Raw genomic sequence first — 11,248 nt, forward strand, 5'->3', positions numbered from 1 at the left:
TCGGCAGGCCCGTACCCTTGACGTCATGCCCATCGGGAACGTGACGCGCGGGACGACCGGGTACAACCGGCTCCGCCGTGTCGACCGGTGGATCGCGTCGCTGCCGGCACTCCGCAAGGCCGACGACCCGCTGGTCGCCGACGTCGGGTACGGGGCCTCGCCGACGACGACGCTCGAGCTGCGCGACCGTCTGGCCCTGGTGCGTCCGGACGTCGAGGTCACCGGCATCGAGATCGAACCGGCACGCGTGGCGTTCGCGAACGCGGGCACCCGCGACGGCGTGACGTTCCGGCTCGGCGGCTTCGAGACCCCCACCCCCGGGCAGCGTCGACCAGCCGTGATCCGGGCGTTCAACGTGCTGCGGCAGTACGACGAGTCCGCCGTGGTGGGGTCGTGGCGGATCATGCAGGACCGGCTGCAGCCCGGCGGCGCGCTGGTCGAGGGGACGTGCAACGAGGTCGGGCGGGTGGCCTCGTGGGTGACGCTCGACGAGCACGCACCGGTGTCGTTCACGGTGTCGCTGCGGCTCGCCGGACTCGACGTGCCGTCGATCGTCGCCGAACGGCTGCCGAAGGCGCTCATCCACCGGAACGTGCCGGGTGAGCGGGTGCACGAGTTCCTGCGCGACCTCGACCTGTCGTGGGCGGTCGCGGCGCCGCTCGGCACGTACGGACCTCGGCAGCGGTGGATCGCCACGGTGCGGGGCATGCGCGACCGCGGGTGGCCGGTGCTGCACGGGCCGACCAGGTGGCGGCTCGGCGAGCTCAGCGTGCCGTGGGACGTGGTCGAGCCCGCCTGACGGGCTCGGCGGCGGCGCGGCGGCGCGGCGGCGGGACTGCGCCACGGCGGCGGCGACGAATTGGCGACGATCCACGAGTCGATCACCGCGTGCACTGTCGGAAGATGCACACGCACACGATGCGTGCGCATCACCCGACGGAACACCAGTCGATCAACTCGTGGACTGTCGAAAACCTGCGCACACACCAGGCGACCGACGACCGGCGGCGCAGGCTACGAGCGCTTGACGGCTCCGAGCCGGGGCAGCCGCGGGACGTTCGCCGTGGCGCCGGCCTCCGGCGGGACGATGGTCTCCTGCGCCGCCGTCACCACGACGTCGTCGGCGATGAGCGTCAGCGTCGCGGTCGGGTCGAGGGAACGCTTGACCACGGCCAGCCCGATCGGGCCGAGCTCGTGGTGGACCGCCGAGGCCGACAGTCGCCCGACTTCCTTGTCGCCGAGCATCACGGGAGTCCCCGGAGCCGGCAGCACGGCGTCGGAGCCGTCGAGGTGCAGCTGCACGACCCGACGCGGCGGGTGGCCCAGGTTGTGCACCTTCGCCACGGTCTCCTGCCCGCGGTAGCAGCCCTTCGTCAGGTGCACGGCGGAGCGGAGCCAGTCGAGCTCGTGCGGGATGGTGCGCTCGTCGGCATCGGACAGCGTCGGACGCCAGGCGGCGATCCGCAGTGCCTCGTACGCGAGCAGCCCCGCGACGGGTTCGTCCGACGCAGCGATCGCGGCCGAGGTTCCGGGCGTGACCACGGCGATGCGGAGGGTCCAGTCGGAGCCGGGATGGGCCTCCTGGGCGGCGTAGCTCCACCCACCGGGCGTGACGGCTGCCCACGGGTCGACCCACTCGACGACGGGCGGGTCCGGCAGGACGGTCGACGCGAACGGGGCGGCCTCGCCGAACCAGCCGAGGGTCGCGAAGTCGGCCGAACGGTCGGCGACCTCGACCCGGAGCATGAAGCGCATCGAGTCGAGCCAGGCGGCGAGCGGTGCGGCGTCCTGCGACTCGGTGAGGAGCCACACGACCGCACCGTCGTCGACCACGCGGGCGGCGTGCTCGACCCGGCCGGACTGGTCGAGGACGAGGGTCTCGGTGCTGACGCCGGTCGGCAGGCCGGTCAGCTGCTGCGAGGTGATCGAGTTGAGCCACGACAGGCGGTCCGGGCCGGAGACGGTGACCACGCCGAGACCGAGCTCGACGACCGCGCGGCCACGGGCCAGCAGCCGTTGCTCGCCCAGGGGGTTGCCGAAGTGGGCTGCGGGCGCGCCGGGCGCATCAGATGCCGCGACGAAGCCGTCGCGCACCGCGAACGCCGACATCAGTCGACCTTCGCGAGCTGCCCCGAGGCGTGCGAGGTGAGTTCGCGACCGAGGGCGGCGATGTCCCACGCCCAGAACAACTTGCCCTCGACCAGGCCGTACAGGCGGGTCGCGGCGGAGTAGTCCTTCGCGTTCGGCGAGCGCATCACGGCGTCGGTGGCCAGGTCGATCCGGCCCTTGAGGACGCGGCCGACGTAGAGCTCGTTGACGCCCGTCGGGTGCACGATCGCGGCCTCGACGTCGAAGCCGTCGGTGGTGTTGCGCAGCGCCTCGACGCTCTCGACGGTGGTGAACGGCGTCGGTCCCTCACCCAGGAGCATCGCGGGGCCGCGGTCACCGGGTTCGGTCGGACGGTCGATCCGCCAGTAGCCCATCTCGGCAGCGAGCGGGGTGTGGTCGTCGTCGAGCAGCCACGTCGTGGACGAGTAGTTGAGGTACGGCAGGCCGTCGTGGCTGAAGCTCACGCGCTGGCCGAACTCGTAGGTGCGGGGTGCCTCTTCGTCACCGACGGGGTACTCCACGACGCCGGTGCCCTCCCAGACGCCGACGAGCCACGACAACGGGACCAGTTCGGGCGCCAGGCCCTCGGGGAGCTCGATCAACGCTGACCCTTGAACAGCTTCACGACGACGACGACCGAGATGAACGCGATCGCGAGCGACGCCAGGCCGAGGAGGCCCACGTAGAACAGCTCGAGCGCAAGCAGCGAATCCATGCCCCGGAGTCTACGCGGCTCGGCTCAACGCGCCAGGAGCACCACCGCGGTGACGAGCACCACGACGAAGGCACCGGACGACGCGATGCTGATCCGTTCGACCAGCCCGTCCTTCGTCGCGGTGATGAGCTGGAGCACGAAGCTCACCATCACGCAGGCGACGAAGACGAGCAGCAGCCAGGCGAAGGCGTCGCGCTCGGCGAGCGTCAGGACGAGCACCGCCCCGACGACGGCCAGGATCCAGACCGGCAGGACGGACGTCAGCTTGAGGCGCCGCTGGTCGGTGGGCTGCACTGGCTGGGTCACGCGTTCCATCATGACAGGGGTCACGCCCGGCGCGCAGGCACAGCGGCTCCGCGCCCGGCGCGCGGGCGCAGCCCCGCGCCCGGCGCTTGCGGCTTCACGTGCAAACCGTCCGGCCGGATGAGGACTTCCCGAGCATCACTAGGATGTGTCCACGACGTCATCCACCTGCGGAGGTCCTGTGGCACAGCTCCTGGTACTCACCTCGACCGCGCCCGGCGACGTCCTGCCGAGCCTCGGTCTCCTGAGCCACAGGATCCGTCACGTGCCGGCCGAGGCCGCACAACTGGTCAACGCGCCGCAGAGCGACCTGATGTTCGTGGACGCCCGCACCGACCTGGTCAGCGCGAAGGCCCTGTGCAAGATCCTCGCCTCGTCCGGCTCGACGACGCCCATCGTGCTCGTCGTGACCGAGGGTGGCCTGACCGCCGTCAACAGCGAGTGGAACGTCGACGACGTGGTGCTCGAGAGCGCCGGCCCGGCCGAGATCGACGCCCGCATCCGGCTGTCCGCGGGCCGTGCGGCCAAGGGGCAGTCCAGCTCGAAGATCCAGGCGTCGGGTGTCGTCATCGACGAGGCCAGCTACTCGGCGAAGGTCCGCGGCCGGCCGCTCGACCTGACGTTCAAGGAGTTCGAACTCCTGCGCTTCTTCGCCACGCACCCGTCCCGGGTCTTCACGCGCGAGCAGCTGCTCAGCGAGGTCTGGGGCTACGACTACTTCGGTGGCACCCGCACGGTCGACGTGCACGTCCGACGTCTCCGCGCCAAGCTCGGCGACCTCGAGTCGCTCATCGGCACCGTCCGCAACGTCGGCTACCGCTTCAACGTCTACGACGACGAGGCCGAGCGCCTGATGGGCCAGTAGTGCCGGACCTCGCACGGTTCGTCGTGCCCGGTGAAGCACCGTCGTTCTCGGACCAGACCCTCGTCGACGTCCGCGCCGGGCGCGCGACGGTCCTGACCGTCGACGACGGGGTCGCCGTGGTCCGCGACGGCGAGCTGGAACTCGTGGTCGACCGGGAGGCCCGTGGCCGCGGCACCGGCACCGCCCTCGTCACGCAGGCGCTCGCCCTGGGCGGCGGGGCCGCTCCCGTGCTCGCCTGGGCACACGGGGACCACCCCGCAGCGCGGGCCCTGGCCGATCGGTTCGGCTGGCGCGCGGTACGGACGCTGCTGCAGCTCCGGGCGCCGATCGACAGTGGCGCGCCGTCATCGGACGCGGCTCCCGCCGACGTTCCGGCCGGGTACAGCCTGTCCGCCTTCCGACCCGGCACCGAGGACGAGGCCGACTGGCTCGCCCTCAACGCCGCGGCCTTCGCGCACCACCCCGAGCAGGGGCGGATGACGCTCGACGACCTGCACGCCCGCGAATCGGACGCCTGGTTCTCGGGCGAGGACCTGTTGCTGCTCCGCGACGCCTCGGGGCAGCTCGCCGGCTCGTGCTGGCTCAAGGTCGAGGACGGCATCGGCGAGTTCTACGCCGTCGCCGTCCGACCCGACCTGCAGGGGCAACGGCTCGGCGGGGTGCTCATGCGCGCGGGGACTGCTCGGTTGACCGGGCGTGGGCTGACCGCCGCCGCACTGTACGTCGAGGGCGACAACGAACCCGCGCTGGCGCTCTACCGACGGTCCGGGTTCGAGCAGCACGCGATCGACGTGCAGTACGCCGCGCCGGAGCAGGCGGAGGCGCCGACCGGCCGGTAACATTGCGTGGTCGGCGAGGGGTCGGCCAACGGGGGAATCGGGAAGTCGGGGACGCAGTGGCGCAGTACGGTCAGGGTGAGCCACTCGGTGCGTCGTACCGGTTGGTCGAGCTGCTCGGGACCGGTGCCACCGGCGAGGTCTGGCGGACAGAACACACCGCGACCGGCGAGCACGTCGCTGCGAAGCTGCTCCGCGCTGAGCTCGCCGCCGACCCGCAGATCGTCGAACGCTTCGTCCGCGAGCGCTCGGTGCTCCTCGCGCTGCAGCACCCCTCGATCGTGCGGGTGCGGGACCTGGTCGTCGAGGGCGACCGGCTCGCGATCGTCATGGACCTGGTGCCCGGTGGGTCCGCGCGCGATCTGCTCGCATCGAACGGTCCGCTGACCCCGCGGGACGCTCTGACGATCACCGCCGAGACCCTCGATGCCCTCGCCGCGGCACACGAACGCGACGTGACCCACCGCGACGTCAAGCCCGACAACGTGCTGCTCCAGACCCCCTGGGCCGCCGGTGCGACGGGCGACGTCCGGGTCACCGACTTCGGCATCGCGTCGGTCGTCGCCGAGCGTGAGCGCACCACCACCGGGCTCCTCGGCACGCCGCAGTACATGGCGCCCGAGTCGATCAGCCACGGCCGCGCCGGTCCCGCTGCGGACGTCTACGGCGCCGGGGTCATGCTCTACGAGCTGCTGTCCGGCCGCACGCCCTTCGCCGGGCCCGGCACGGACTTCGCCGTGGCGTACCGGCACGTCACCTCGAACCCACCGCCGCTCGACGTGCCCGATGCGCTGTGGTCCGCGGTGTCCGCCCTGCTGACGAAGGACCCGAACAGCCGTCCGGCAGCAGCGGACGCGGCGGCGACCCTGCGGCGGCTCGCCCGGTCCCTCGCCTCGGCCCCTGCGCTGGCCGCGACGAGCGACCCGGACGCGTTCGACGAGGTCGAGCGGCCCGCCACCGTGGTCCGCGGGGTCCGTCCCGAGCGCGATGCTGATCGGGATGACACCGGGGTACCAGAGGACGAAGCCCTGGCAGGGCCGGCTCCGGAACTGGGCCCGGCCGGATCGCAGACCGTCATCCGGCCGATGGCCAGACAGCCGCTGCCGGCCGCCCCCGCTGCCGAGCCCCCACCGGCGCGTCGGTTCGCCCGTCCCGAGTGGCTGACGAACCGTGCGCTCCTGTTCGGCGGCATCGGCGTCGTGCTCGTGGCCGCACTGGTCGTCGGTGGCGTCGTGTGGCTGCCCGGTGCGCTGCGGAAGACGCCGGGCGCCGGCACCGCGACCGCACAGGCCGCCAACGCCTACCAGCAGGACCGCCCACTGCCCACGGGCCTCGCCACCACCCGCCGCGCGACCATCGACCCCGCGAAGGGCACCGTCGACCTGCGCGTCACGTACGCGGCGCAGGCGTCGACCCTCACCGGTCCGTTCCTCGAAGTCGTGCCGGGCTCCCGCTCGGGGGCGTCCTGCCCCGCGGTCACCTGGTCCGGCGAGGGCATCTCGGCGAAGCGCAACCAGCCCTCGCTGACTGGTGTCGACACCGCGTGCGCCTGGGCCCTGTCCGGGGTCGAGGTTCCCGCCGGCGGCGACGTCACGGTCGAGGCCTCGGTGCCGCTCGCTTCCGTCACGGACGGCGCGGCGCTGCAGACGTGGCTCGACAGTGTCGGCGAGGCGACCACTGCTGCCGTGAGCGACGACTCGGTGCGCGGGACCGCCTACCCGGTCCAGCGGCTGCAGGGCGTCGAGGTCCGCACGCCCGACCGCACGGTCAGTCAGACGGCCCTGCCGGTCACCCTGGTGCCGGTGTGGCCGAACGGTGCCGACGAGCTCAACCCGCTCTACCGCAGTCCCGCCACGGGACGCCCGTCGCAGATGCTCGTCGACGTGGCCGGCGGGGAGTCCGGCGTGCGGTTCGCCGACGGCTGCTCGGGGGCGTTGGCGGTGTCGTCCGACGGGCTGGTCGTCACGGCGCTGTCGGTCGCGCCGTCGTGCACGGTGCGGGCGACGGTGGGGAACTTCACGAACCTCGAGAGCTCGCCCTTCGGGATCACGACGCGCGACTGAGCGCGCTCTGGTCGTGACTGCGGGTCGATCCTGCCGTCCGTGGCGGACGCAGCCACGGGCCTCCAGGTCGACGGTCTCGGCGTCTCCGTCAGCTGACAGCAGACGCGGTCTGCACGAGACGGACGGTCCCGCCTGAAGCGGCGTAGCCGCGGCCGACGGTCAGCGCGACCGGTGCACGACGCGGGAGCGTGACACCGAGGAGCTCGCCGTCGTAGTCGACGTCCGGCTGCAGCAGGACGCCACACCGGGACTTCCGGACCGCTCGGGTCCAGTGGCTGTACAGCGACCGGAGGTCCGCGGACCGGCCGGCCGCCACGACGCACAGTCCGGGGCGCTCGGTCGTGAGCAGCGTCGCGATGGCCTGGTCGCCGTCCTCGAACCGCTCCGCGTCGTCGATCAACAGCAGCACCGGTCCACGCTCGAGCCGCAGCCCGGCCAACAGGGCCGGGACCTCGTCCGGGCCGACGGCGATGCGGTCGAACGAACCCGAGGCGAGCGGCGACCGGCGGTCGCAGATCGCCCAGACCGCTGGACGGACACCCTCGGCTGTCCGTGCGAGCTCGGCGACGGCGAGGAGCACGCTCGACTTGCCGGACCGCGCCGGGCCGGCGACGAGCACGTGTTCGCCGTCGTAGACCTCGACGGACGCCGGCTGCAGGTCGTCCTCGGCGATGCCGATCGGGATCCGCCAGGGCTCACCCGCGAACACCGCTCCGGCACCGAGCTCGTCCACGAGCACAGCGTCGGGCAGCCGGCCGACCGCACTGGCCTTCTTCGTACCGTCCGACCGGATCTCCGCGATCCGTGCGACCGCCTGCGCGAGCGGGACGTCCGGCGTCGCGACGTGCGACTGCAGCCGCCTGGTCGAGTCGATGAAGCGGCCGGGCACCGGCGGCGGGACGTCCTTGGGGCGGACCCCGATGGACGCGTAGTCGTAGGGATCCGCGAGGCGGAACATCCACTTCTGCGTGGTGACCTCGTCCATCGCCGACGGCACCGCCTTCGCGCGCGTCGTGGAGACCGCGAACGAGATGCCGAGCGCCGGACCCTCGGCGTACACCCGGTAGAGCGCGTCGAGCAGCTGCTGCCCCTCGAAGTCCTGGTACTCGTCGCGCAGGGCGGCGAGGCCGTCGATGAGCACCACGGCACGGCGCCCACCGGGTGCCGCACGGCGACGCTCGAGCTCGACGCGGAGGTGCCGCAGGAACCGCGTCTGCAGCTCCCCCGCACCCGCACCGGAGCCGACGTAGGCCGTCGTGTGCGGTAGCTGTGCGAGCGGAGCGAGGTCCCCCGGACCCATGTCGAGCACGAGGAGGTCGAGCTCGTCGGGGCTCGACGCGGCGGCGAGCTGGAGCGCGATCGTGGCGAGGGCGGTGCTCGTCCCGCTGCCGGGGATGCCCATGAGCATGAGGTTGCCCTCGTCGAGGTCCCATCCGGTGGTGACCTGGCGCTGGTGGTCCGGGTCGTCGGCGAGGGCGACGGGCACCGTCGCGGGGCGCGGGTCGGTTCCCGGGCCTGGGGCGGTGAGGGCCGCCAGTTCGACGCGCTCGCCGAGCGCCTCGGGCCAGATCGGACGCGGCGGGGCGTACCCGGCTGCCTCGTTCGCCTGCCCGATCGCCTCGATGAGCTGGTCGAGGTCGGTGACGTCGGACGCCGTCGGAGCAGGGGTGGGCATCGGAGCAGGCACGCCGAAGACGTCGGTCGGTCGGACCGAGACAGGCTGCTCGGCACGCTCGTCACGGGCTCGGCCCGTGACCAGAGCGGTCTGCACCGGGGTGATGTCGTCCTGCCCGAGCTTCACGTAGGCGCGGCCGGTCTGCTGTCGACCGATCCCGGCTGCGGCGGGGACACCGATGACGTTCGTCGAGTCCTCGCGGCTCTGCACCCGCAGGGCGACCCGCATGTTCGTGTTCGCGAGGATGTCCTCGCTCACCACACCGGCCGGCCGCTGGGTGGCGAGGATCATGTGGACGCCGAGCGTTCGGCCGACGGCCGCGATGCTGACGAGCGACGTCAGGACGTCCGGGAAGTCCTTCGCGAGCATCGCGAACTCGTCGACGACCAGCAGCAGCCGCGGCATCGGCTCGACCGGCTTCGTCGCCAGGTAGGCATCGAGGTTGTCGATGTCGGCTCCGGCTGCCGCGAACACCCGCTGACGTCGTTCGAGTTCGGCTTCGAGTGCCCGGATCGCACGGTCGGCGAGCTGTTCGTCGAGGTTGCTGATCGTGCCGATGGTGTGCGGGAGGCGCTCACACGCCGCGAAGGCCGCACCACCCTTGAAGTCGACGAGCAGGAAGTTGAGTCGGGTGGGGTCGTTCCGGGCGGCGAGCCCGGCCACGAGGGACCGGAGGAACTCGCTCTTGCCGGAACCCGTCGTGCCGCCGACCAGGCCGTGCGGACCGTCGCGCACCAGGTCGATCTCGAGCACACCGCTCTCGGACGAGCCGATCGGGGTCGAGAAGCCCGTGCGGGCGTCCCACGCCGCGCGGATCCCCTCGCTCGACAACAGCTCGGGCAGGCGGACGAGCGAGGGCAAGGACGCCCCCGGCACCAGCAGTTCAGGATCGTCGAAGTGCGCCACGCTGCGCGCGCTGCGCTCAGCGGTCTCGACGCTGAGGCCGGCGAGCACGACGTCCTCGACACGGGTCCGGTCCTCTGGTCGGTAGACCGTGGCGGCGGCATCGGCACCGACCGTGATGATCGACGTGCAGGCGGCGGGGAGCTGCTGCTCGTTCGTCGCGATGACGATCCCGCTCACCCGGTGTGGTCGTTCCCCCGGGCGCAGGGATTGCCCGGGCACCGAGCGGCCCTGGCCGAGCAGGTTGCGGGCCGGGGCGTCCCGTCCCTCGGTGAGCACCTCGGAGTCGACCACGACGAGCAGGTTCGGCGTCGGCAGCTCGTCGAGCGACTCCCGCAGGCCACGGAGCATCGCCGCGCTCTGGTCGCGTTGTGCCGACATCCAGCGGGCGCCGGTGCTGCTCCCCGCCACACGCGCGTGCGGCAGCCAGGAGGCCCACCCCCAGTCCTCCGCGCGGCCCGCGTCGCAGAAGACGCCCACCGTCAGGTCCGCTGGACCGCAGTGCACGGTGGCCTGCGTGAGCAGGCTGCACGCCAGGGCGAGGGCGCCCTGACGGTCGCCGACGATCCCGACGACGCCGGCGTCGGACAGGTCGGCAACCACCGGCGCGGCCGTCAGACGGCTGTCGGCGATGGCGGCCTTCGCCTCGTCCTCGAGCTTCGCGGACGCTGCACGCTGGTCGACCTCGGGCCGCCAAGGAGCGTCCCCGGTGCCGGCGTGCAGGCTCAGGAAGTCCTCGTCATCCGAGCGGCGCTGCCACAGCAGGGTGGTCGGCAGCTCGGCTCGCCGCACCACGGTCGCCGGATCGGGCACGAGCTCCTGGCGGCGGGCGGCCTCGACGGCCGCGGCTTCGGAGATCTCACCGCGGAAGGACTCCACGGCCTCGGCGAAGCGGGTGTCCTCCTCCTTCAGGTTCTTCGCGCGGCGGTGCTTCTGCTCGAACCACATGCCGATCGCGGTGACCGGGGAGAGCAGGGCGAAGAGCGCGAACCGTGCGTCGCCGAGCAGGAGCACCATCGCCCCGGCGAGCACCAGGGGCGCGGCGACGGTGATCCAGCTGAACTTCGACGCCGGTGGCACGTCCTTGCGTCCGGGCGGCACGACCGTCTCGGCGTCGGAGGTCCGTCCGGCGCGCGGTGGACGGTTGAACGGCGCCGTCGCCGCCGGGGTCAGGTTCGCCATCGAGCCGGCCGCCGGCACGGGCACCTCGTCGAGCGCCGGCCGGACGAGCAGCACGGCCCCGCCCACGATGACGCTCGTCGTCCCGCTGAGCAGGACGCCCTCGGCGTCGATGCGCTCCCCGGCGATGACGGTGCCGTTCGTCGATCCCGCATCACGCACCCGGACGCCGTCGTCCTCGCGCTCGACGGTGCAGTGCTCCCACGACGCGCTCTCGGTGGGGAGCACGACGTCGGCCTGCGGCGCCCGTCCGACCACGAGCTTCCGCCCGCGCGGGACCGGCACCACGAGCCCGGCTTCGAGCCCGCCGGCGAGCGTGACGGTCCAGCCGTCGGTGCCGAGCGGACGGTCCTCGGGGGTGCGGCCGATACGGGAGCCCTCGAGCAGCACGAGGTCACGGAGCGGGGTGTCGACGCTGGTGCGGTGCCCGTCGACCGCCAGCGTGGTGCCGGGTTCGAGTGTGAGGCCGACGGCCGCGGACACGAGTTCCCCGAGCGAGGATGCGCCGGACCACCCGTCGACCTCGACCGCTTCACGTCGGTCGTCGAGCTCGATCAACAGGCGCATGCTCGCGTTCCTCTTCCGGGTCGGTGCGTGGGT

At 72.6% G+C, this 11,248-nt stretch carries 8 protein-coding genes; 4 read left to right on the forward strand and 4 right to left on the reverse strand.

Annotated features, from left to right (window positions below):
• The first annotated feature begins 25 nt into the window (after positions 1-25).
• Positions 26-799: a class I SAM-dependent methyltransferase gene (locus EDF23_RS13420; RefSeq protein WP_123293293.1), complete on the forward strand. Its 774-nt coding sequence runs from the start codon at positions 26-28 to the stop codon at positions 797-799.
• A gap of 215 nt (positions 800-1,014) precedes the next feature.
• On the opposite strand, the gene EDF23_RS13425 is transcribed toward EDF23_RS13420, so the two are convergent.
• The 3 genes from EDF23_RS13425 to EDF23_RS13435 all read right to left on the reverse strand — a co-directional run bounded on the left by EDF23_RS13425 (position 1,015) and on the right by EDF23_RS13435 (position 3,130).
• The gene (locus tag EDF23_RS13425) at positions 1,015-2,109 is read right to left on the reverse strand and encodes a folate-binding protein YgfZ (protein ID WP_131877487.1); all 1,095 of its coding nucleotides are present in this window, start codon (positions 2,107-2,109) and stop codon (positions 1,015-1,017) included.
• The gene (locus EDF23_RS13430; RefSeq protein ID WP_123293291.1) at positions 2,109-2,711 is read right to left on the reverse strand and encodes an FABP family protein; all 603 of its coding nucleotides are present in this window, start codon (positions 2,709-2,711) and stop codon (positions 2,109-2,111) included. Before EDF23_RS13430 ends, EDF23_RS13425 begins: the two co-directional genes overlap by 1 nt.
• A 137-nt stretch (positions 2,712-2,848) precedes the next feature.
• Positions 2,849-3,130, reverse strand: a complete 282-nt coding sequence (locus EDF23_RS13435) for a hypothetical protein (protein WP_123936868.1) — start codon at positions 3,128-3,130, stop codon at positions 2,849-2,851.
• 178 nt (positions 3,131-3,308) lie between these two features.
• Here EDF23_RS13435 and EDF23_RS13440 point away from each other — a divergent pair, with 178 nt between their 5' ends.
• Genes EDF23_RS13440 through EDF23_RS13450 form a run of 3 tightly spaced genes read left to right on the forward strand, consistent with a single transcriptional unit; the run spans position 3,309 to position 6,891 of the window.
• Positions 3,309-3,992 carry a response regulator transcription factor gene (locus EDF23_RS13440; protein ID WP_123293289.1) on the forward strand — a complete coding sequence of 228 codons (684 nt, stop codon included), beginning with the start codon at positions 3,309-3,311 and terminating at the stop codon, positions 3,990-3,992.
• Positions 3,992-4,831, forward strand: a complete 840-nt coding sequence (gene mshD, locus EDF23_RS13445; RefSeq protein ID WP_131921924.1) for a mycothiol synthase — start codon at positions 3,992-3,994, stop codon at positions 4,829-4,831. The genes EDF23_RS13440 and mshD overlap by 1 nt, the downstream gene beginning before the upstream one ends.
• A gap of 56 nt (positions 4,832-4,887) precedes the next feature.
• Complete coding sequence (locus tag EDF23_RS13450; RefSeq protein WP_131921925.1) at positions 4,888-6,891, forward strand: serine/threonine-protein kinase; 2,004 nt, start codon at positions 4,888-4,890, stop codon at positions 6,889-6,891.
• Positions 6,892-6,979: 88 nt separating this feature from the next.
• Here EDF23_RS13450 and EDF23_RS13455 read toward each other — a convergent pair whose 3' ends face one another.
• Positions 6,980-11,215: an FtsK/SpoIIIE domain-containing protein gene (locus EDF23_RS13455; protein WP_131921926.1), complete on the reverse strand. Its 4,236-nt coding sequence runs from the start codon at positions 11,213-11,215 to the stop codon at positions 6,980-6,982.
• Positions 11,216-11,248 lie beyond the last annotated feature (33 nt).

Origin of the sequence: Curtobacterium sp. PhB128 (assembly GCF_004340725.1) — a bacterium.
In the GTDB taxonomy this organism is placed as follows: Bacteria; Actinomycetota; Actinomycetes; order Actinomycetales; family Microbacteriaceae; genus Curtobacterium.

Excerpts from the sequence above, each read along its gene's own strand:
- EDF23_RS13420 (WP_123293293.1), top strand. The coding sequence starts at position 26 with ATGCCCATCGGGAACGTGACGCGCGGGACGACCGGGTACAACCGGCTC.
- EDF23_RS13425 (WP_131877487.1), bottom strand. The coding sequence starts at position 2,109 with ATGTCGGCGTTCGCGGTGCGCGACGGCTTCGTCGCGGCATCTGATGCG.
- EDF23_RS13455 (WP_131921926.1), bottom strand. The coding sequence starts at position 11,215 with ATGCGCCTGTTGATCGAGCTCGACGACCGACGTGAAGCGGTCGAGGTC.